Below are 21049 nucleotides of genomic sequence, written 5' to 3'. Positions count from 1 at the left end.
TGACAGCTTGCATGCCGTCACCGCGACCGTACACCTTGTTGATCTTGTCCCTGTGAGCCATCACAAACCCTGATAGCGACATGCCCCGATCGGGGTCGGGGCATGGCACAGGTTCATCACGACGGGACTTACTCGTCCCGGCTGAACAGCGCCTCGATAAAGTCGTTGGCGACGAAGGGACGCAAGTCGTCGATCCCTTCGCCCACCCCGATGTAACGGATCGGGATCTGGAACTTGTCCGCCACCGCGAAGATGACCCCGCCCTTGGCGGTACCGTCCAGCTTGGTGAGGGTGATGCCAGTCAGGCCCACCGCCTCGCTGAACAGCTTGGCCTGGCTCAGGGCGTTCTGGCCGGTGCCCGCGTCCAGGGTCAGCATGACCTCGTGGGGGGCTTCCTCGTCCAGCTTCTTCATCACCCGCACCACCTTCTTGAGCTCTTCCATCAGGTTGCTCTTGTTCTGCAGGCGGCCGGCGGTATCGGCGATCAGCACGTCGGCGCCACGGGAGCGCGCCGCCTCGATGGCATCATAGATGACGGAGGCGGAGTCGGCGCCGGTGTGCTGGGCGATGACCGGAATGTTGTTGCGCTGACCCCAGACCTGCAGCTGCTCGACGGCAGCGGCGCGGAAGGTGTCACCGGCGGCCAGCATGACGTTCTTGCCCTCGGCCTGGAACTGCTTGGCCAGCTTGCCGATGGTGGTGGTCTTGCCCACCCCGTTGACGCCGACCATCAGGATCACATAGGGCTTCTTGCTGGTGTCGATGACCAGAGGCTGCTCGACCTTGGTCAGCATCTCTCCCATGTCCTGCTTGAGCAGACCGTAGAGCGCCTCGGCATCCTTGAGCTGCTTGCGATCCGCGTGCTGGATCAGGCCGTCAATGATACGGCTGGTAGTATCCACCCCGAGATCCGCCGTCAGCAGCTGGGTCTCCAGCTCCTCGAACAACTCGTCGTCGATCTTCTTGCCACTGAACAGGCCGAAGAAGCCGGAACCGATGTTCTCCTTGGTACGCACCAGGCTGCGCTTGAGGCGGGCGAAGAAACCCTCCCGTTGCGGCTTCTCCTGGGTATCGTCATCGACCTTGGCAGCCAGTGGCAGCGCGGCCAGGGCGGCAGCTTCCGCCTCCATCGCGGCGACCAGGCGCAGATCTTCCGCTCGCTGGGCCTCTTTGGCGATACGAGCTTCTTCGGCAGCCTGCGCTTCAACAGCAATACGGGCTTCCTCGGCAGCCTGCGCTTCAGCGGCAATGCGCGCTTCTTCGGCAGCCTGCGCTTCGGCGGCAAGGCGAGCCTCTTCGGCAGCCTGCGCCTCAGCGGCAAGGCGAGCCTCTTCGGCAGCCTGCGTTTCAGCAGCAATGCGAGCTTCTTCGGCAGCCTGCGTTTCAGCAGCAATGCGAGCTTCTTCGGCAGCCTGCGTTTCAGCAGCAATGCGAGATTCTTCGGCAGCCTGCGCTTCGGCGGCAATGCGAGCCTCTTCGGCAGCCTGCGCTTCAGCAGCAATGCGAGCAGCTTCCGCTGCCTGCGCTTCGGCGGCAATACGAGCCTCTGTGGCGGCCTGCGCCTCGGCAGCAACGTGAGCAGCTTCCTTAGCCTTTTGACGTGCGGCCTCCTGGGCCTCGGCCGCCTCATCAGCGATCAGGGCCTCGTTGACGATGACGGGCTCCAGCTCGGAGGCGCACTCTTCCACCACCAGCGGACCTGCATCCGGCGTTTCGGGGAACTCTTCGGCGGTAGTAACGGCTGCCTCGGGCAGGGGAGCATCAGCAACGGGAGCGGGGGCGGCACTGCCCTCGGGCTCTGCGATCACCGGGGTGGCTGCGGGGGCCTCTGATGGGGCGACCTCGGCCTCTTCTTTCTTGCGGCCGAAACCCAGCCAGGAAAACAAACCTTTTGCCATCTAAAAAATACTCACTTCGTTGGCTGACTGCTAAGATAGCCGTCCCTCGGTGGGCCGACATAAAAATGAACCGGCTTATACTACCACTTTATTTTCTGACGACGAAACGCGATGCCCAGAGTGAAAACCAGCCGTAACAACCCCAACCCCAAGCCTTCTTCACAAGGCAAAAGCGGGTTCGTAAGAATCATCAGCGGCCAATGGAAGGGGCGTAAACTGCCGGTCAGGGACCTGGATGGACTCAGACCCACCACGGATCGCGTCAAGGAAACCATCTTCAACTGGCTGGCCCCCCATGTACGCGGTACCCGCTGTCTCGACCTGTTTGCCGGTAGCGGCAGCCTGGGGCTGGAGGCGCTCTCTCGCTACGCCGAGCAAGTGACCCTGATCGAGATGGACAAAGGGGCCGCCGAACAGCTCAGAAAGAATCTGGCGGTGCTCGGCAGCCAGCAGGGCAGTGTCATCCAGGCTGATGCCGTCAGCTGGTTGCAGGGGCCGGCGACCCCCTTCGATCTGGTGTTCCTGGATCCACCCTTTCGCCGTGAGCTGCTGCCCCAGGTGTGTGACCTGCTGGAGCAGCGGGGCTGGCTGGCGCCGGATGCCCTCATCTATCTTGAACGGGAAAAAGAGATGGCCGATCTGGCGCTGCCCGCCAGCTGGCAGCTGCTCAAGGACAAGCAGGCCGGCCAGGTTTGCTATCAGCTCTATGTACGGGACACCCGGCATGACTCTGCGGTGTGAATGCCGGTGGACGACGGGCGCTGGGCCCTCCCCGTCCAGGCGGACAACAACTCAAGGGCAAGCAGACCGATCGGGTCTGCTATCAGCTCTATGTACGGGACACCCGGCATGACGCTGCGGTGTGAATGCCGGTGGAAGGCGGGCGCGGGACCCTCCCCGTCCATGGGGACAACGACTCAAGGACAAGCAGACCGATCGGGTCTGCTATCAGTTCTATGTACGAGACACCCGGCATGACGCTGCGGTGTGAATGCCGGTGGAAGGCGGGCACTGGGCCCTCCCCGTCCAGGCGGACAACGACTCAAGAACAAGCAGACCGATCGGGTCTGCTATCAACACTATGTGCGGGAGGTAAACGATGAAGCGGGTGTTCAATCTGTTGGCGATGGGCGTATTGCTGTTCTTCTGGCTCGGCGTAATCCTCGCGCTGCTGGGTACCCTGCCGGGCAAGCTGAACGGCTTCCTGCCGGTCTGCGGCCTGATCGTGGCCCTGATGCACTGGGTACAGGCCAGCCTCATCAAGGCTGCCTGCAAGCCCTACTTCGCGGTCACCCGGCTCGAGTTCACCCAGGTGCTGGTCTTCGGCATTTTCGGCATGATGGAGATCCGCGCCAAGCTGCAAGCCATCATCGACGCCAAGCAGAAAGGCACGCCCCCGGAGGGCAACTGATCTTTCATCCCGCTTTTCAGCCCCGCAAAGGAGTGATTCGTCACTCCTTTGCTTTTTTCCCCACGCTGATGCCGAGTTTGATGGAGAGCACCGCCAGCAGCAGCAACATGGTGATCAGGGAGAAGAAATTGCTGCCAAGCTCCGGGTATTGCACCTTGATCAATGCTGAATGGCCGAAAACACCGATGAAAAAGCTGAGAAGCATGCAGGTCGGGGTATTTCCCACCATGGGTTCATGACGATAGTGCTGGTAGAGCTGATAAGCCGCCAGTACCAGGGCAATCAGGGGGAAGAAGGAGAAAGGCACGGCCGACTCGGTCACCACCGACAGGAAGGCATCACCACAGATGCCCACCAGCATCGCCAGCAGCAGGGGTTTCTTCGGGATAGGGTTCGGTTCATGCATGTCAGTCCATCCTTGCGTTAAGAGAGTGATTCACGACGCTTGCGATTCAGTACCTCGGCCCCCATGGCGATCATCCGCAACTGGCTGATGGTGCGATCGGAGAGGGCCTTGCACTCCTCGCTGGTCATGTCGAGGGCATCTGCGCCTGCACTGAAGACGATGGTGACCATGGCCTCGGCCTGAATGAAGGCTTCCTCCCGCGGCGCCTCCGTGGTCGCCTCCAGGTAATCGGTCAGCTCGGCGATGAAATGCTGGATCTCCCGGGCCACCGCCTGACGGAAAGCCGCCGAGGTGCCGGAGCGCTCGCGCAGCAGCAGGCGGAAGATGTTCGGGTTGTTTTCCACGAATTCCATGAAGGTCTGCACCGAGGTGCTGATGACGCTGCCGCCCCCGGCGATGCGCTGACGTGCCTGACGCATCAGCTGGCGCAGGGTCAGCCCGCCCTCGTCCACCAAGGTCAGCCCCAGTTCTTCCATGTCACGGAAATGGCGGTAGAAGGAGGTCGGCGCTATGCCCGCCTCCCGTGCCACTTCCCGCAGGCTGAGGTTGGAGAAGCTGCGGTTGGCACAGAGTTGACTGAATGCAGCCTCGATCAGCGTACGCCGAGTTTTTTCTTTTTGTTGCGCGCGAATACCCACGAAAACAGTCACCTTGAGGTTAGCGAGGCCAAATGATAACCCGAAGGCAGGGCCGGGATCAGGTTTGTCTCCCACTTTTTTACCATTGACCCACATTCCGGCTCAATGGAGAATAGCGCACAGCTGTTCGCTGAAAGGAACCGAGTGAAATGGAACGTCCCCCGATCATCATGACCAACACCCTGCTGTTCACCCTCTCCGGGCTGACGGCACTGATTGCTGTGCCCTGGTACGGGCTGACCCATGCCTACGATCTCTGGCAGTGGCTCAGCTTCCTGCTGCTGTTCTGCTATTGCGGCATCTCCATCACCGCCGGTTACCACAGGCTCTGGTCCCACAAGGCCTACAAGGCACACCCGATCCTGCAGTGGCTCTTCGCCATCGGCGGAGCCCTCGCCCTGCAGAACTCGGCCCTGCACTGGTCCTCGGATCATCGCCGCCACCATCGCCACGTGGATGACAACCATCAGGATCCCTACAGCGCCGGCCGCGGCTTCTGGTACTCCCACATCGGCTGGATGTTGCGGGAGTATCAGGGCGAGGTCTACCACGACTACAGCAACGTGCGGGATCTGCAGAACAACCCTGTCGTCGCCTTTCAGCACAGGCACTACCTGGCCCTGACCCTCGGCACCAACATCGGCATCCCGCTGCTGCTGGGGCTGATTCACGGGGATCTGCTCGGCATGCTGCTGCTGGCCGGGGTGCTGCGCATGGTGATGACCCACCACACCACCTTCTTCATCAACTCCCTCGCCCACATCTGGGGCAGCCAGCCCTTTACCGATCGCAACAGCGCCCGGGACAACGGCATCCTGGCCTTCTTCACCTTCGGCGAGGGGTATCACAACTTCCACCACCTGTTCGAGAACGACTACCGCAACGGCATCCGCTGGTGGCAGTTCGATCCCACCAAGTGGCTGATCCGAAGCGCTGCCTGGTGCGGGCTGGCGAAGGATCTGCGCTCCTGCCCGGAGGAGCGCATCGAGCAGGCCAGGTTGCAGATGCAGCTGAAACGGGCCCAGGCCAGGTTGCACAAGCAGGATGACAGGGAGCTGTGGCAGGCCTTGCTGCAGGAGGAGTACGACAAGCTGAGCCAGCAGATCCAGCACTACTACGCGAGCCGCAAGCGGCTGCTGGAGCTGCGCAGGCGCAAGGCGCTGGCCCGTTACGACAGGCTGAAGCTGCAGCTGGAATACCGCACCCTGCGCGATGGCTTCATCGCCAGCAAACGCAACTGGAGCCGATTGCTGGCTGGTATCGCCTGAGGCAAGTCCCACAAAAAGACCGCCAGTTGGCGGTTTTTTTATGGGTGGCACGCCAGACAGGCATAAAAAAATGGGGCGACATTCGCATGTCACCCCCTCGCAAATAGCATGTTCCATATTGGGTTCCGAGCCTTGAGAGAGACTGTTTCACCTCACGGGTTTCCGCTCCCGATCCGAGGCGACGCCTGCCGGAGCAATCCGGTCGACCCATTCCTTCCCACTCTCTTCGCCCACACGACGGCACGCCGCCGTGTTTGTCCTTGCGCTTGAAATAGTACGCAGTTGGATAAAATAAAAAACCGTTTTGTGGGGTTCGATATGCAAACCACCACCAGGCCCACTGCTTTCACATCAAGCAAAAAACGATTAAAAACAAAGCGATAAAAAGGCCAAGAGAGATTGGATGGCAAACGTTATCCACCAAGGCGCACAAGGCTTTGCGAGATCTCGCACAAGAGCGCCGTCACAGCCAGGGATGCAATGGCAACCAGTCGCTCAGCTTCGCCAGCAGACGCCGCATCGCCGACGGGGCAGCAACCCGATGGACGGAGACCTGCAGCCAGCGCTCCAGCCACTGCTGCAGCTCGGCGCACAGCGAGGGGCTGTGCAGGTGCAGCATCAGCTCGGTGTTGAGCATCAGGGAGCGGGGATCCAGGTTGAAGCTGCCGAGCAGCGCCTCTTCCTCCCCCATCAGCACCAGCTTGGCGTGCAGACTCAGGGTCTCGTCATTCAGCTCGAACAGCGCGATCTGCTGGCGCGCCAGCCAGGGTTTGTGCCGACGATAGGCCCCATAGACCAGGGGCACGTCCGTGCTGGCCAGGGAGTTGGTCAATATGGTGATGCTCACCCCCGCCTCCCGCTGCCGTCTGAAACTGCGCCGCAGGCTGCGGGTCAGGATCAGGTAAGGACTCACCAACCGCAACGCCCCCGGATTGCTGAGCAGGCGGCGGCTCAGCTCCCGCGCCATGGTTGGCCGGGCCACCAGCCCCTTGCCTGGTCTGTCGAAGCAGAGTTCGCCCTGCCCCCCATGCCAGCGCAGGGGGACGGGCTCATCGTCGAACAGGGTGGCGGGCAGATCATAAAGAGCAGCCACCCCGGGTTCGGTCAGGGTGAGCAGGAAACCATTGACCGCCGTCACCTCGGCGGACAGCAATTTTCGCCGCAGCAGGCGGCGGATGGGGCGACTCCAGCGGCTGCGCCAATAGAGTGAGAAACCCTGCTCGGCCTGCTGGCAGATGGCCCCCCGGCAGGCCAGATCCAGATCGACGAAATGGGGGGCGTCCCCCAATCCGAAGTAGCGATCGCCGATGTTGCGACCCCCGATCACCCCCTGACAGCCATCCACCAGCAGCAGCTTGTTGTGCATGCGGTGATTGATCCGTCGAAAACTCAGCAGTCCTTCGAGCAGCAGGGTCAACCGGCGCCAGCCCCGCAGCCAGAAAGGGTTGAACAGGCGCACTTCGATGCCCGGTTCATGGGCCACCATCTCCAGCAGGCGATTGTCACCGGCATAGAGATCGTCGATCAGCAGTTGCACTCTCACCCCGCGCCTGGCGGCGTGCAGCAGCTCGGCCAACAGCAACTTGCCACTGCCATCCTCGTCCCAGCTGTAATACTGGGCCTGGATCCGGCTGCGGGCACTGCGGATCAGCTGGCAACGCAGCTTGAGGGCGGCGCCAGGATCGTCCAGCAGGGCAAATTCGGCGGGGATCAAGGTTCATCTCCTTGTCATGGGGTCGTGGCATAACCCGGGCAAGAGCCCCAAACACACTGTGCCAAGGAGTCGATCATGGAGCTTACTGACAGCCCCCCCCTCAGCCACAGACCTCAGCTTTGCCAGCCGGACCCCATCACCAGAGTGCTGTCCCCCTGGTATCTGCAGCACAGGGATCGGTGTTGGGATGAGGATCAGGGTCGCGCCGCCTCGATGGCCTCGGTCTTGCCCTCCAGCTGAGGCAGGCTGAAGCGATAGGCCACGTAATACTTGTAGATGGTGCCGACGTAGTTGATGGGCCCTTGTCCCACTTCGTTGGCCACCAGCTGTTCCACGTTGCCAAACCAGACGTTCGGATCCAGCCCCCTGGCTTTCGCCTTGGCCTGCAGCGCCTGCACCCGGTTGGGCCCTGCATTGTAGGCCGCCAGCGCGAACAGGTGGCGGTTGAGGTTGTCCATTGCGGGGTCGTTGAAGTAGATGTCCAGGATGTGACGCAGGTAGCGGCAGGCCGCCTCCACATTGCCCTCCAGGCTGGTGAGCCTGGCCCCGCGGATCCCGACGGCACCGCCAGTGCTCGGCAGCAGCTGCATGATGCCGACCGCCCCCTTGTTGGAGCGGACATTGGGGTTGAGCCCCGACTCCTTGTAGCCAAGGGCCGCCAGCATCAGCCAGTCCAGCTGGTATTTGCCTGCCTGGGTCTCTATCACCTTGCGAATGGTGGAGAGCCGACCCAGGGGATCCGGCGCCAGTATGTTGCTCATCTGCTCGCTTCGGGCCAGCAGGCGACGCAGTGTCATGTCGCTGTAGAGGGTGCGCTTGCTCGCCTCCGAGATATAGGCGTTCACCGCCTTGAGCAACTCGGGGTCGTTCTTGCGCAGGGCCCAGGCGCTGCGGCCCTTGTCCCTCAGGGGGATCAGCTTGTGGGCCTTGAGCCCCCCTATCATGTCGAGCCAGATCCGCCCCTTGAAACTGTCGGTCACGGTGAGCGGTATGATGCCGGCCGCCACCATCTCCATCAGGTCGCCATCTTGCAGGTACTCGGGCACCGTCTCGATATAGACGGGGGGCAGCCCCAGCTCGCGGAACAGCCAGTTCAGCTGGGTCAGGCTCTCATGGTAGCTGGAGCTGGCACGCACCCAGATCCGCCGCCCGGAGAGCTGGGTGATGCGGTTGAAGGCGGGCAGATCCCGCTGGCTCACCACCCACTCCTCGATGGGGGCGATAAGGGGCTGGGAAAAGGTCACCTGCTCGCGTCGGGTCGGGGTCACCGTCATGTTGGCGGCCACCAGATCCCCCCGCCCCTCGGTGAGGTAGTCCAGCAGCTTGTCCTGGCGTACCGGGATATAGATGATCTTGAGTTTCAGTTTCTCGTTGGCGAGATAAGTCTTGTTCAGCCAGCGCTCGAAGCCTTGCAGCTGATTGACCAGAATGCCGTACTGGGTCCCCTTGTCGAAGAAGAAGAAGCCCCGCTCATAGACCACCAGGGCCCTCAGTTCTTTCTTTTCCAGGATGTGGGCAAGATCCCCGGGCTGGGGCAGGCGTTTGGGTCTGACGTCCACAACGCGAGACGCGGCCGCACTGGACGGAGGGGCGGGATCCGCCGCCTGCAGGGGAAGGGAACAGAGTGCCAGCAGGAGCCAGATCCAAAGCCGCATGTCATCTCCTTCTGCTGGCCGACGCCCGGGACAGAGGTTGCCCACGGGATAACTCAATATAGAACGGGAGAAGCGGCTGGGGGTCAAGACGGCAGGCGAGCCTGCCGTATCATCACTGGGCTCAGAGGGAACGGGCACGCATCTCGAAGATCAGCTTCTCGGCGGTGCAGGTGAATTGCAAACGAGCCTTGAGGATCACTCCGTCGGCGCCTTGCGTCAGCTCACTGTGGCACTCGGCCTCGGCACTGACCTGTTTGGCCAGCGCTTCGTAGCCGGCCAGCTTGGCGCGAGCGTCGGCTTCTGCCGCGGCCTCGATCACCAGCTCCATCACATCATCACCTTCCCCGATGATGGTTCCAATCTCGGCCATGCTGCCGCAGCTGTCACAGGTTTCCAGCACTTCATCTTTTACAGACATCATTCAACTCCTACTTATTTCGGCTGCGGATCATCGTCACGCAAAGCCTTGCGAAAGTCCTTGATGGCGGTACCCAGATCCTCGCCGGCACCGGCCAGGCGCTTGCTGCCAAACACCAGCACCACGACCAGCAGCAGGATCAACAAATACCAGATATGAATTCCACCGAGTCCCATCTGGATACTCCTGACTGATAGATACCGATTGTTTGTATCAAAAGAAAGCGTAGAGATTGTTGGGCGAAATCAAGACAGGTGCAAGTTTGCGAGTCAACCGGCAAAAAAATACGGCGACCATGGCCGCCGTACGAGTCAGTGCTACTTGTCCCCTCAACCGCTACATCCTGTACCAGCCGCCACAAGGCGAGAGACGGGATCGAGCATAGGGTCGCCAAGATATGAAAACAAATGGTATAAATTCATCTAAGAATTGACGAGGATTCATATCATGTTGTTGGAACAGCTCGGGCGCATCGACCTTAATCTATTGATAATTCTTCAGGTATTGCTGGAGGAGCGCAACGGCAGCCGGGCCGCCCGTCGGTTGCACCTGAGCCAGTCCGCCGTCAGCAAGGCTCTCGGCCGCCTGCGGGAAACCTTCGACGATCCCCTGTTCGTGCGCTCCGCCTACGGGCTGGATCCCACGCCCCGCGCCCTGGATCTGCAACAACAGCTGCAACCCATACTGCTCTCCCTGGACAACCTGATCCAGCCGCCCGCCTTCGATCCCGCCAGCACGGAGCGGGAGTTCGTCATCGCCAGCATGGACAGCGCCTTCACCCTGTTTGCCCCCCTCTACCTGAGCGAACTCAAGCGCCAGGCCCCCGGCATGCGGCTGCGTTACGAGGAGTGGACAGAGCACAGCCTGACCGAGATGAGCCAGGGCCAGGTGGATATCGCCTTCACGGTGCGGGAGAACTGCATCAACTCAGATTTTCGCCTCGATACCTTGCCCAACGCCATCTGCCAGCGCTTGCTCGCCATCGATGACCTCACCTGTCTGGTGCAGCCGGATCACCCGGCGCTGCAGGAAACCGACTGGGATCTTGCCCGCTATCTGGCCTATCCCCATGTGCAGACCTACTGCGAAGGGCGGGATCGCTGGATGCTGGATCACAAGCTGGCGGAGCAGGATCTCTATCGCCGGATAGAGGCCACCGTGCCCACCTTCGAGGCGGCGCTGCGCATGGGCATGCACTCGGACATGATAGTGACCCTCTCCCGGCTCTACGCCCGCCACGCGACCCAGGTCTATCCGCTGGTGCCGCTACCCCTGCCGGTGGCGCTGGAGAGCATCTCCCACCTGCTGATCTGGCATCAGCGCCACGACGCGGATCCGGGTCATCGCTGGCTGCGGGAGACTCTACTCACCCTCATCATGGGCAAGCTGGAGACCCCGACGGTCGAGGCTGCCTGAACAGAGCCCCGTTCAAAGACGGGGTTTATCCCTTGTCGGTCACTTCCAGGTAGTGGTGTACCCCGTCCAACAGCATCTGCACCGAGATCATCACCAGCAGCATGCCCATCAGCCGCTCAAGGGCGGTGAGTCCTCGCTCACCCAGCAGCTTGTTGAATACCTCGTAGAACATCAGGATCACGGCGCTGGCCCCCCAGGCCATCAGCAGGGCCAGGGACCAGTCCGTCATCCGGGTCGGCTCCTGATTCGCCAGCAGCAGCAGGGAGGCGAGGATGGAGGGGCCCGCGATCATGGGGATGGCCATGGGCACCAGGAAGGGCTCCTCACCGGCGGCAAGGCCGGTCACCCCACCCGGGGTCGGGAAGATCATCTTGATGGCGATGAGGAAGAGGATGATGCCACCGGCGATGCTCACCGCCTCCTGCCGCAGGTTGAGGAAGCTCAGGATCTGCTGACCGGCGAACAGGAAGGCCAGCATGATGGCCAGGGAGAACAGCAACTCGCGGATCATCACCTTGCGGCGCCGCTTGGGATCGACGTGACGCAAAATGGAGAGGAAGACCGGCAGGTTGCCCAGCGGATCCATGATCAGAAACAACATGACGGCAGCGGAGAAAGTATCCATACAACGCCCTGGCTAAGCCTTCAGCAGGAGAAGAGAGGGCGGAATACTAACAAAGGGCGGGAGATTGCGCGAGCCACCGGGGGCGGCTCGCCGTCGGCCTCAGCCGTGATTGCAGATCTTGTCGGCGCTGGTCTGGAAACCCTCTTCGGATTCGATGAACTTGCCGCGCTTGGCCAGAAAATCGATCAGGGCATCGGCATCCATCTCGCTGGCGCTGCAGGTGTGAAAGCGGGCATCGGCACCGAAGTGCTGACCGATCGCCTGCTTGAGGCTGGCACGGCTGAACTGCCCCCCCTGTTCCAGCATCATTTCCATCACTTCGTGACCATGTATCGATTGGGACATCTGAAACCTCGTTAATTATCATGTCAGATGTCAATTAAACCTCCGACGACCATTCCCGATCTTGATGTAGACCAATAAATTGCCCTTTTTCATGCTACCGGGCTGGTCGTGGCCGCCGCATTGTCGATAATGTGGCAACTCGATCGAGGGATGGCTACACTAGCGCCCCTTTTTGCCCTCGCAGTCAGAAAATAAGGACATTGGCGTCATGCTGTTCCATGGATGGGCCTTCAAGCCCTGGCGGATCTGGACCCGCCGCCCGCTCTGGTTGAAGACCCTGCTCGGCATGCTCGGCGGTATCGGGCTCGGACTCTGCTTCAGCGAGCAGGCGTTGCTGCTCAAGCCCATCGGCGTGCTCTTCGTCAACACCATACAGATGCTGATGGTGCCCCTCATCTTCTGCTCCGTCATCGCCGGTCTGACGGCCCTGCTCAGAGGCAAGGCCCTGGACAGGATCGGCGGCAAGGCCATCACCCTCTATCTGTTCTCCACCGCCATCGCCATCTGCATCGGCCTGATGATGGGCTGGCTGCTGGAGCCCGGCATGGGCGCCAACATGGGGCCCTACGAACGGGTCGGCGCCATGGCACAGCCCACCCTGGCCAGCGTACTGAGCCATCTGGTGCCCCGCAATCCCATCCAGGCCATGGTGGATGGCAAGGTACTGCAGGTATTGGTCTTCGCCATCGCCCTGGCCCTGGCCCTCAATGCCAGCGGTCGCCGCGGTCGTCCCGCCATCCGCTTCTTCGCCTCATTGGCGGAGGGCATGTTCACGCTGACCCAGATGGTGATGGTGCTGGCCCCTTACGGCGTCTGTGCCCTGATGGCCTGGATGACCGGCAAGTACGGGCTGGATCTGCTGCTGCCCCTGCTCAAGGTGATCGGCGCCGTCTACCTCGGCTGCCTGCTGCACGTGCTCGGGGTCTACAGCAGCCTGCTGCTCCTGCTAGCCCGCCTCAACCCCCTGCACTACTTCAAGAGCATCCTCGATGCCCAGGCGGTGGCCTTCACCAGCAGCTCCAGCAGCACAACCCTGCCCATCAGCCTGGCCTGCGCCGAGCGCAGGCTGGGGGTCTCCCCCGCCATCACCGCCAAGGTGCTGCCCATCGGCGCCACCATCAACATGGACGGCACCGCCCTCTATCAGGGAGTTACCGCCCTGTTCGTGGCCCAGGCTTTCGGGGTGGATCTGCACGTGGTGGATTATCTGACCATCATCAGCATCGCCACCCTGGCCAGCATCGGCACGGCGGGAACCCCGGGCACAGGGCTGATGCTGCTCACCCTGACCCTCACGGCCGTGGGCCTGCCCCTGGAGGGCGTCGCCCTCATCGCCGGCATCGACCGTTTGCTGGACATGGCCCGCACCACGGTCAACGTCTCCGGGGATATTCTGGTATCCGTGCTGATCGCCCGCAGCGAGGGGGAGCTGGATCTGGCGACCTATCACGACGCCAACGCAGGTGAGGACATCGACTTCACCCTGCGCTGAGGTGTCACAGGGTACAGGCGAACGCCTGAGGCTCCTCTGTTACCCAAGAGGATCGAGGAGTGGAAGGGGGTCAGTGGTCGTGGGGATCGTGGTGGCAGTGCCAGCAAATATCGAAGTTGGCACCATTCTCCTCCCCACACTGACCGCAGAGCCAGCCGTTGCCCTGACGCTGCTGATAACGCTCGATGATCCGCCCTGCCCGGCTGCGATCCGCCTCGCACACCATCAGGGTCACCTGCAGCAGATCCACCGGCAACTCCCCCAGCGCCCCCGACAATCCTTCCCCGCTGAGCCGCACCCGCACTCCCTCGACCTCCAGCGCCCCCTTCAGGGCGTGAGCCTCCAGGGAGTGAGAGGCCCGATACAAATTGATCCACTCTTCCATCGCGTCTCCTCCATGCAGCCTGTCGATGCCGCAGCCACTCACAACAGGTTGTCGATGCCGTAATCAGGCCCGTTCGCAACCAGAAAATCGATAAAAACCCGTAACTTGCGCGGCATCAGCCGTCGCTCCGGGAACAGAAGATAGATCGGCACCTTGGGCTGACGCCAGTCGGGCAACAGGGCCACCAGGGCGCCACTCGCCAGCTCATCATGGCACAGCATGGCAGGCAGGGAGGCCAACCCCAACCCGGTCTTGGCCGCCTCCCGGGCACAGGTAATGTTGTTGACGGTGAATCTGGCAGGGGGATCGACCAGCACCTCCCGACCATCCAGTTCAAAGCACCAGTGCGATGCGAGAAACCCGGTGCTCACCGTTATCCGTTCATGGCGCACCAGATCCTCAGGCCGCTCCAGACCCGGGTTGCGCGCCAGGTATTCGGGGCTGGCGCAGAGCAGGCGCTCCGTGCTCCACAGCCGACGGGCCGCCAGATTGGAGTCGTTCATGTCGCCGATCCGCACGATGGCATCCAACCCCTCGCTGATAGGATCCACGATGCGGTTGGTCAGCTCCAGCTCCACCCTCAGCCCCGGATAGGCCTGCAGAAAACGCGCCACCAGCCGACCCACCACCAACTGCCCCGTCTCGATGGGCACCGCCAGCTTGAGGGTGCCGGTCACCTCCTGCTGGCTCGCGCTCAGCATCAGTTCCGCCTGGGCCAACTCCTCCACCGCCTTGCTGCAGCGCAGGTAATACTGCTCACCCGCCTCGGTCAGGGTGAGCTGGCGGGTGGAGCGATAGAGCAGGCGCGCCCCGAGTCGCTGCTCCAGCTCGGCGATGCGGCGGCTGACCGTCGCCTTGGTCATCCCCAAGTCCTGGGCCGCCGCGGTAAAGGAGCCCTTGTCGACGATACGCACCAGGATCAAGGCAGCATTCAGGTCCATTGTCTCACCAGTGAAACTGTATATCTCATGCAGGGATACTAATCGAAACAGTGGGCCGATGTTAGCCTGCACCCCACAGTTCAGGAAAACCAATATCATGAGTCAACACAAGAAGATCCCCCTGCTGGCCGCACTGGTGCTGGCCGTGCTCGGCACGCTGTTCGCCGCCTACTGGTATCTCCATGGCCGCTATTTCGAGAGCACCGACAACGCCTATCTGCAGAGCGAGGTGACCGGTATCGGCTCCAAGCTGCCCGGCTACATCGGCGAGGTGCTGGTGACCGACAACCAGGAGGTGAAAGCGGGCCAGCTGATCGCCCGGCTGGATGATCGGGAGTACAAGACCAAGGTGCTGGAAGCCGAGGCGGACTTGCGCCTCAACCAGGCTACCGCCGAAAACCTGGCCGCCACCCGCACCCAGCAACTGAGCCAGATCCGTCAGGCCGAGGCCAAGGTCGCCTCCGCCAACGCCGAACAGGTGCGGGCCCAGCAACAGGTGCGCCGCGTCAGTCAGCTCAATCAGCGCCACTACAGCTCCCAGGACAGCCTGGACGAGGTACAGGCCGGCCTGCAGGTCAATCAGGCCCTGTTGCAGGAGGCCAGCGCCGCCCTGCAGGCAGCCCGTGAGCGACTGCTGGTACTTGACGCCGAGGCCAAGCAGAACCAGGCCAGACTGGCCCTGAGCGAGGCCCAGCTGCAGCAGGCCAAGCTGGAGCTCGGCTACACCGAATTGCGGGCGCCCGCCGATGGCATCATCGGCAAACGCAGCCTGCGGGAAGGGCTCTACGTGCAGTCCGGCATGCAGGTGGCGAGCCTGGTGCCGCTGCAGCAGGTCTGGGTCGAGGCGAACTTCAAGGAGACCCAGTTGCAGCACATGCAGCCGGGCCAGAAGGTGGAGGTGATCCTGGATGCCTATCCGGATCAGCCGGTAGAAGGCATCATCGACAGCCTGGCCCCCGCCACCGGCGCCAAGTTCGCCCTGCTGCCGCCGGAGAATGCCACCGGCAACTTCACGAAAATTGTGCAGCGGGTACCGGTCAAGATCCGCATCCCCGAGCCCGGGGTACTGACCGGCAAGCTGCGGCCGGGCCTCTCCACCGAGGTGATCGTGGATACCCGCACGCCTGAGCCCCAGGTTGCGGCCCACTGATGGACGCCATCCCGCGCCGTAACTGGATCGCGGTCATGGGGGGCCTGATCGGCGCCTTCATGGCCATCCTCGACATCCAGATCACCAACGCCTCCCTGAAGGACATTCAGGGAGCGCTATCCGCCACCCTGAGCGAGAGCTCCTGGATCTCCACCTCCTACCTGGTGGCGGAGATGATCGCCATTCCCCTGAGCGGCTGGCTCAGCCGCGGCCTGGGGGCGCGCCGCTATCTGCTGTGGACCACGGGGGCCTTCATCATCGCCTCCGTGCTCTGTTCGTTCAGCTGGAACCTCACCAGCATGATCGTGTTCCGGGCCCTGCAGGGGTTCACCGGCGGCGCCCTCATCCCCATGGCATTCTCCCTCATCATCAGCCTGCTGCCCCTGCACAAGCGGGCCACCGGCATGGCGCTGTTCGGTCTGTGTGCCACCTTCGCCCCCACCATAGGGCCGACCCTGGGGGGCTGGCTGACGGAGCAGCTCTCCTGGCACTACATCTTCTACCTGAACGTGCCCCCCGGCCTGCTGGTGATGGCCATGCTGGCCCACGGTCTGGACAAGAAGATGGTGGACTGGGAAGTGATCAAACGGGTGGATCTCGTCGGGATCCTCACCATGGCGGTGGGGTTGGGGCTGCTGGAGGTGGTACTGGAAGAGGGCAACCGGGAGGACTGGTTCGGTTCCAGTTTCATCGTGCGCCTGAGCGTCATCTCCGTGGTGGCACTCATCTTCTTCGTCATCAGCCAGCTGCTGCGCCGCCACCCCCTGGTCAACCTGCGACTGCTGCACAGCCCGCGCTTCGCGCTGGCCTGTTTCGCCTATCTGGTGCTCGGCATGGCGCTGATGGGATCCATCTATGTGCTGCCCCTCTACATGACCCAGATCCACAACTACAACGCGCTGGAGATTGGCGAAGTGCTGATGTGGATGGGGTTGCCCCAGTTGCTGGTGCTGCCGCTGGTGCCCAAGCTGGTGACCAAGATAGACCCTCGCTACCTGGTGAGCTTCGGCTTCCTGGTGTTCGCCATCAGCTGTTTCATGAACATGCACATGAGCGCCGATTATGCCGGGCCCCAGCTGATCCAGTCCCTCGTCGTGCGGGCGCTGGGCCAGCCTTTCGTGATGGTGCCGCTCTCCCTGGTGGCCACCGCCAGCCTGACCCCGGACGAGGTTCCCTCCTCCTCCACCCTGCTCAACGTGCTGCGCAACCTCGGCGGTGCCATCGGCATCGCCATCATCGCCACCATGCTGGACAACGACACCCGCATCCATGCCAGCCAGATCGGCAGCACCCTGGCCGCCAGCAGCATCGAAGGGCAGAGCTACCTGCTGCAACTGGCCCAGAACATGATGGCGCAGGGAGCCGGCCCCGAGCAGGCGCAGTTGCAGGCCCAGGCCATGCTGGCAAACACCATCAATCGGGAAGCTACCATCATGGCCTACAACCAGGTGTTCTACGTGATGGGGGTCTTCCTGCTCATCGCCAGCGCCCTGATGCTGCTGCTCAAGCAGCCGCCCCCCAAGGCGGCCGATGCCGAGCCCATGGAGGCGTGATACAGCAACGAAAAACGGGCCATCTGGCCCGTTTTTTTATGGTCGGAATAGGCGGTTCTCAGCCCGCCAGGGAGGCTGCAATCAGGAACTGGGCGGCGTAGTAGCTGCTCATGATCCAGGCCTTGGCGTGGGGGAAGGGGCGGCGGAAGCGATCGAGGGCCAGCATGCTGTCGGAGAAGAGGAACATCAAGGCCCCCACCAGGGCGGCGGCGCTGCCCGCCGTCAGGGAGGCGTGCCAGGCACCGGCGGCCACCCAGGCCATGGCGATGATCACCAGCATGTAGCAGAACACCGGGATCTTCATCTCACCCAGCTTGCTCCACAGCAGGCCGAACACCATGCCCGCCACCGCCAGCAGCAGCAGGCCATCCACCAGCTTGAGCACCAGGGGCCCCTGGGCGAAGCCCACGATGTAGCACAGATGCGCGACAAGAAATGCCGCCAAACCCTGGATGAAACGATCCCGTGGCAGCATCAGCAGCACGTCGCCGGCCAGCGACAGGCAGAGGCCGAGCAGGATCCAGGCGTTGGATCCATTGTGATCATCACTCTGGTAACCGAAGGCGAGGGCGATGATGAACAGCATGGTCAGCGGCTTGCTGATGTAGAACTGACGGGCATCCGAGCCGTAGGCTGCGCGGATGTGCCACCAGCCAGATGCGATGATCAAGAAACTCAATAACATGCCCTGCTCCTCACCGGCTGCCCACCCTGAAGCGGCTGCCTCTTTAATGACCGACAGATTAACAAATTCCCGTGAGCAGTGGCAGGGGGCGCAACAGATGGAACCCTACGCCTAAAGTCTAATTGCCCCCTTTCCCCGGCTCGGGCATAAGAGTCCACTCAGGAGGATCACCATGGAAGACGCAATGACCAACTATCTGCCCGCCATCGACATCATGATGTGCCATCTGGGGATCAGCTTCGAGCAAGCCTGTGAACAGCTGGGCCTGAGCCAGCAAGAGCAACAGACCCTGGATCTGCTGCAAAAGCAGCAGCAGGCTCAGCCAAACTGAGCCTGCCGACAATGGCACGCCCTGTGCCATCTGGTGGACGCAGCCAACCGTGCTGACCCCATATTGAAAACGGCGCCCGAGGGCGCCGTTTTGCTTAGTGGCTTGTTTTGCGTCTGCGTTGCAGCCAGACCACCAGGCCGAACAGCAGGAAGCCGGGCAGCCACATCAGCTCCTTGTTCCAGCGCTCGGTGGGTGCCTTGACGGAGAGGATCTGCTGATCGATCTCCAGCCCCAGCTCGGCGGCCGGTGAGCCGAAGCCCACGTTGTCCAGCAACACCTTGCCATCCTGCTCATAGAGGGCAAGACCCAGATGCTCGAGGCGTGCCTCGCCACCCGCACCGTCCGGTACCGGCAGCAGCACGGTGAACTGTCGCAGCTTGCCGACCGCATCTTCCCCTTCCACCCGCAGGCGCAGGGTGCTCTCCGCATCCACCTGCCCCATGGTCTGGACCAGGGCGGCGGGATCGGTGTCGCGATAGGGGTCGTGCACCATGTCCATCCAGAAGCCCGGGCGGAACAGGGTGAAGGCCACCAGCAGCAACAGCACGTTCTCGTACCAGCGGCTCTTCACCAGGAAGAAGCCCTGGGTGGCGGCGGCGAAGATCAGCATGGCGGCGGTGGCCACTGCGAAGATCAGCACCCCGTGGGCGAAGTCCACGTTGATGAGCAGCAGATCGGTGTTGAAGATGAACAGGAACGGCAGCGCTGCGGTGCGCAGGCTGTAGTAAAACGCCGTCACCCCGGTCTTGATGGGATCCCCTTTGGAGACGGCGGCCGCGGCGAACGAGGCCAGCCCCACCGGCGGGGTCACATCTGCCATGATGCCGAAGTAGAACACGAACAGGTGCACGGCGATGAGCGGCACGATGAGGCCGTTCTGCTGCCCCAGGGTAACGATGACCGGCGCCAACAAACTGGAAACCACTATGTAGTTGGCGGTGGTCGGCAGACCCATGCCGAGGATCAGGCTCAGCACGGCGGTGAGCAGCAGCATCAGCAGCAGGTTGCCCATGGAGAGGAACTCCACCAGATCCGCCAGCACCAGACCGACCCCGGTCTGGGAGACGGCCCCGACGATGATGCCCGCGGTGGCGGTGGCGATGCCGATGCCGATCATGTTGCGGGCGCCGGCGATCAGCCCCTCACGCAGATCCACGGCCCCGTCGACGAAGCTGCCGTAATCGTGCTTGCCGTCGGTACGCAGCCAGTTCAGCAGCGGCCGCTGGGTCAGCAGGATCACCACCAGCATGACGGTACCCCAGAAGGCTGACAGGCCGGGGGAGAGACGCTCCACCATCAGGCACCACACCAGCACCACCACCGGCAGCAGGAAGTGCAGGCCGGAGAGCAGCACGGCGCGGGTGTTCGGCAGCTCGTCCAGGGGCTTGTCCGGATCTTCGGCAGGCAGGGGATCGTTGCTGGCGGCGATCTTGAGCAGCCCCAGGTAGGCGATGGCCAGCAGCACGGCAACCCCCGGCAGGGCGTATTCACCCAGGGCAGGCTTGAGCCAGCCGAGGCCGTAGTAGACCGCCATGGAGAGGCCGCTGATGAGGGCCGCACCGAAGGCGAAACCGGTCAGGCGACGCAGCCAGGGCTTGGGCTGGTGATTGCCGATGGGCTCCATGCCGAGCTTGAGCGCCTCCAGGTGGACGATGTAGAGCAGGGCGATGTAGGAGATGGCCGCCGGCAGGAAGGCGTGCTTGATGATCTCCACATAGGGGATGCCCACATACTCCACCATCAGGAAGGCGGCGGCCCCCATGACGGGGGGCATGATCTGGCCGTTGACCGAGGAGGCCACCTCGACCGCTCCGGCCTTCTCCTTGGAGAAGCCGACCCGCTTCATCATGGGGATGGTGAAGGTGCCCGTGGTCACCACGTTGGCAATGGACGAGCCGGAGATGACCCCGGTCAGGGCCGAGGCTACCACGGCCGCCTTGGCCGGGCCGCCGCGCAGGTGGCCGAGCAGGCTGAAGGCGAGCTGGATGAAGTAGTGACCGGCACCGGCCCGCTCCAGCAGGGCGCCGAACAGCACGAACAGGAAGACGAAGCTGGTGGAGACCCCGAGGGCGATGCCGAACACCCCTTCGGTGGTGATCCACTGGTGGTTGGCCAGCGCATGCAGGCTGACCCCGCGGTGTGCCAGCAGGGACGGCATCCAGGGACCGGCCAGGCTATAGGCCAGGAAGACGATGGCGATGACCGCGAGGGCCGGCCCCAGGGCACGGCGGGCGGCTTCCAGCAGCAGCGGTACGCCGATGCAGGCGACCACGAAGTCCATGGTGGTCAGGTTGCCGGGGCGCTGGGCCAGCTCGGCATACATGATGAAGAGGTAACCGGCTGCGGCGGCACCGATGAGGCCGAGGGCGATGTCCGCCAGTGGCACCCTGTCTCGCGGCGACGTGCGCAGGGCCGGGAAGACCAGATAGGCGAGCAGAATGGCGAAGGCCAGATGGATGGAACGGGTCTCGGTGTCGTTGAACACACCGAAGCCCAGGGTAAAGGGCAAGGGGGAGGCGATCCACAGCTGGAACAGGGACCAGAGCAGGGCGAGGCCGGCGATGGTGGCGCCCATGGCACCGATCGGCAGGCGGGCTCCCACATCCTGGGCGATCAGCTCTTCGGCCGACAGCGCCTCTTGTTGTTGTGCTTGTTGCATAGTGTGACTCTGTTGCTACCGCTTATAAGCAAGACTCGCCCCGGGCGGGGCGAGTCTGG

The 21049-nt window shown here is 62.7% G+C and carries 21 protein-coding genes; 8 read left to right on the top strand and 13 right to left on the bottom strand.

From position 1 onward, the window contains the following. Nucleotides 1-128 precede the first annotated feature (128 nt). A complete protein-coding gene (gene ftsY / locus ABNP46_RS01545) occupies nucleotides 129-1898 on the bottom strand; it encodes a signal recognition particle-docking protein FtsY (protein ID WP_349920682.1) in 1770 nt (589 codons plus the stop codon). Nucleotides 1899-2009: 111 nt separating this feature from the next. Between ftsY and rsmD the strand changes: the two genes are divergently transcribed. Further along, nucleotides 2010-2639, top strand: a complete 630-nt coding sequence (gene rsmD / locus ABNP46_RS01540) for a 16S rRNA (guanine(966)-N(2))-methyltransferase RsmD (RefSeq protein WP_349920681.1) — start codon at nucleotides 2010-2012, stop codon at nucleotides 2637-2639. A gap of 358 nt (nucleotides 2640-2997) precedes the next feature. Further along, nucleotides 2998-3309 carry a DUF1145 domain-containing protein gene (locus ABNP46_RS01535; RefSeq protein WP_349920680.1) on the top strand — a complete coding sequence of 104 codons (312 nt, stop codon included), beginning with the start codon at nucleotides 2998-3000 and terminating at the stop codon, nucleotides 3307-3309. 40 nt (nucleotides 3310-3349) lie between these two features. On the opposite strand, the gene ABNP46_RS01530 is transcribed toward ABNP46_RS01535, so the two are convergent. Both ABNP46_RS01530 and fabR read right to left on the bottom strand, forming a co-directional pair. Beyond that, nucleotides 3350-3715 (bottom strand): YijD family membrane protein, encoded by a 366-nt coding sequence (locus tag ABNP46_RS01530; protein ID WP_349920679.1) that lies wholly within the window; start codon nucleotides 3713-3715, stop codon nucleotides 3350-3352. 17 nt (nucleotides 3716-3732) lie between these two features. After that, nucleotides 3733-4353, bottom strand: coding sequence for an HTH-type transcriptional repressor FabR (gene fabR / locus ABNP46_RS01525; RefSeq protein ID WP_349920678.1), 621 nt, complete (start codon nucleotides 4351-4353; stop codon nucleotides 3733-3735). 149 nt (nucleotides 4354-4502) lie between these two features. Here fabR and ABNP46_RS01520 point away from each other — a divergent pair, with 149 nt between their 5' ends. Then, nucleotides 4503-5621: an acyl-CoA desaturase gene (locus tag ABNP46_RS01520; RefSeq protein WP_349920677.1), complete on the top strand. Its 1119-nt coding sequence runs from the start codon at nucleotides 4503-4505 to the stop codon at nucleotides 5619-5621. A gap of 463 nt (nucleotides 5622-6084) precedes the next feature. On the opposite strand, the gene ABNP46_RS01515 is transcribed toward ABNP46_RS01520, so the two are convergent. From ABNP46_RS01515 to tatA, 4 genes are all read right to left on the bottom strand, one after another. Further along, nucleotides 6085-7335 carry a phospholipase D-like domain-containing protein gene (locus ABNP46_RS01515; protein ID WP_349920676.1) on the bottom strand — a complete coding sequence of 417 codons (1251 nt, stop codon included), beginning with the start codon at nucleotides 7333-7335 and terminating at the stop codon, nucleotides 6085-6087. Nucleotides 7336-7529: 194 nt separating this feature from the next. Continuing rightward, entirely contained in the window at nucleotides 7530-8990 is a 1461-nt protein-coding gene (locus tag ABNP46_RS01510) for a lytic transglycosylase F (RefSeq protein WP_349920675.1), read from the bottom strand. Between the two features lie 121 nt (nucleotides 8991-9111). Continuing rightward, complete coding sequence (locus ABNP46_RS01505) at nucleotides 9112-9408, bottom strand: YfcZ/YiiS family protein (RefSeq protein ID WP_349920674.1); 297 nt, start codon at nucleotides 9406-9408, stop codon at nucleotides 9112-9114. Nucleotides 9409-9422: 14 nt separating this feature from the next. After that, on the bottom strand, nucleotides 9423-9584 hold the full coding sequence (tatA, locus tag ABNP46_RS01500) for a twin-arginine translocase TatA/TatE family subunit (protein WP_349920673.1): 162 nt from the start codon (nucleotides 9582-9584) through the stop codon (nucleotides 9423-9425). A gap of 271 nt (nucleotides 9585-9855) precedes the next feature. Here tatA and ABNP46_RS01495 point away from each other — a divergent pair, with 271 nt between their 5' ends. Then, on the top strand, nucleotides 9856-10824 hold the full coding sequence (locus tag ABNP46_RS01495; protein WP_349920672.1) for a LysR substrate-binding domain-containing protein: 969 nt from the start codon (nucleotides 9856-9858) through the stop codon (nucleotides 10822-10824). 25 nt (nucleotides 10825-10849) lie between these two features. Here ABNP46_RS01495 and ABNP46_RS01490 read toward each other — a convergent pair whose 3' ends face one another. Beyond that, the gene (locus ABNP46_RS01490; RefSeq protein ID WP_349920671.1) at nucleotides 10850-11449 is read right to left on the bottom strand and encodes a YhgN family NAAT transporter; all 600 of its coding nucleotides are present in this window, start codon (nucleotides 11447-11449) and stop codon (nucleotides 10850-10852) included. Nucleotides 11450-11548: 99 nt separating this feature from the next. Next, nucleotides 11549-11794, bottom strand: coding sequence for a YecH family metal-binding protein (locus ABNP46_RS01485; protein WP_349920670.1), 246 nt, complete (start codon nucleotides 11792-11794; stop codon nucleotides 11549-11551). 208 nt (nucleotides 11795-12002) lie between these two features. Here ABNP46_RS01485 and ABNP46_RS01480 point away from each other — a divergent pair, with 208 nt between their 5' ends. Then, nucleotides 12003-13286 (top strand): dicarboxylate/amino acid:cation symporter, encoded by a 1284-nt coding sequence (locus ABNP46_RS01480; RefSeq protein ID WP_349920669.1) that lies wholly within the window; start codon nucleotides 12003-12005, stop codon nucleotides 13284-13286. Between the two features lie 70 nt (nucleotides 13287-13356). Here the strand turns inward: ABNP46_RS01480 and ABNP46_RS01475 are convergent, their stop codons facing one another. Continuing rightward, nucleotides 13357-13671 carry a DUF2007 domain-containing protein gene (locus ABNP46_RS01475; protein WP_349920668.1) on the bottom strand — a complete coding sequence of 105 codons (315 nt, stop codon included), beginning with the start codon at nucleotides 13669-13671 and terminating at the stop codon, nucleotides 13357-13359. Between the two features lie 38 nt (nucleotides 13672-13709). Continuing rightward, on the bottom strand, nucleotides 13710-14612 hold the full coding sequence (locus ABNP46_RS01470) for a LysR family transcriptional regulator (protein ID WP_349920667.1): 903 nt from the start codon (nucleotides 14610-14612) through the stop codon (nucleotides 13710-13712). A gap of 97 nt (nucleotides 14613-14709) precedes the next feature. On the opposite strand from ABNP46_RS01470, the gene ABNP46_RS01465 reads away from it, so the two are divergent. After that, nucleotides 14710-15762: an HlyD family secretion protein gene (locus ABNP46_RS01465; protein WP_349920666.1), complete on the top strand. Its 1053-nt coding sequence runs from the start codon at nucleotides 14710-14712 to the stop codon at nucleotides 15760-15762. Beyond that, a complete protein-coding gene (locus tag ABNP46_RS01460; RefSeq protein WP_349920665.1) occupies nucleotides 15762-17315 on the top strand; it encodes a DHA2 family efflux MFS transporter permease subunit in 1554 nt (517 codons plus the stop codon). The genes ABNP46_RS01465 and ABNP46_RS01460 overlap by 1 nt, the downstream gene beginning before the upstream one ends. A gap of 58 nt (nucleotides 17316-17373) precedes the next feature. On the opposite strand, the gene ABNP46_RS01455 is transcribed toward ABNP46_RS01460, so the two are convergent. After that, nucleotides 17374-18000: a lysoplasmalogenase gene (locus ABNP46_RS01455; protein ID WP_349920664.1), complete on the bottom strand. Its 627-nt coding sequence runs from the start codon at nucleotides 17998-18000 to the stop codon at nucleotides 17374-17376. A 172-nt stretch (nucleotides 18001-18172) separates the two neighbouring features. Here ABNP46_RS01455 and ABNP46_RS01450 point away from each other — a divergent pair, with 172 nt between their 5' ends. Then, nucleotides 18173-18331 carry a hypothetical protein gene (locus tag ABNP46_RS01450; RefSeq protein ID WP_349920663.1) on the top strand — a complete coding sequence of 53 codons (159 nt, stop codon included), beginning with the start codon at nucleotides 18173-18175 and terminating at the stop codon, nucleotides 18329-18331. 94 nt (nucleotides 18332-18425) lie between these two features. Here ABNP46_RS01450 and ABNP46_RS01445 read toward each other — a convergent pair whose 3' ends face one another. Continuing rightward, entirely contained in the window at nucleotides 18426-20990 is a 2565-nt protein-coding gene (locus ABNP46_RS01445) for a TRAP transporter permease (protein WP_349920662.1), read from the bottom strand. Nucleotides 20991-21049 lie beyond the last annotated feature (59 nt).

Source organism: Aeromonas veronii, assembly GCF_040215105.1.
Taxonomy (GTDB): domain Bacteria; phylum Pseudomonadota; class Gammaproteobacteria; order Enterobacterales; family Aeromonadaceae; genus Aeromonas; species Aeromonas veronii_G.
Note: the sequence above shows the minus strand (reverse complement) of the source record. Positions and strands in the feature narration are given on the sequence as shown.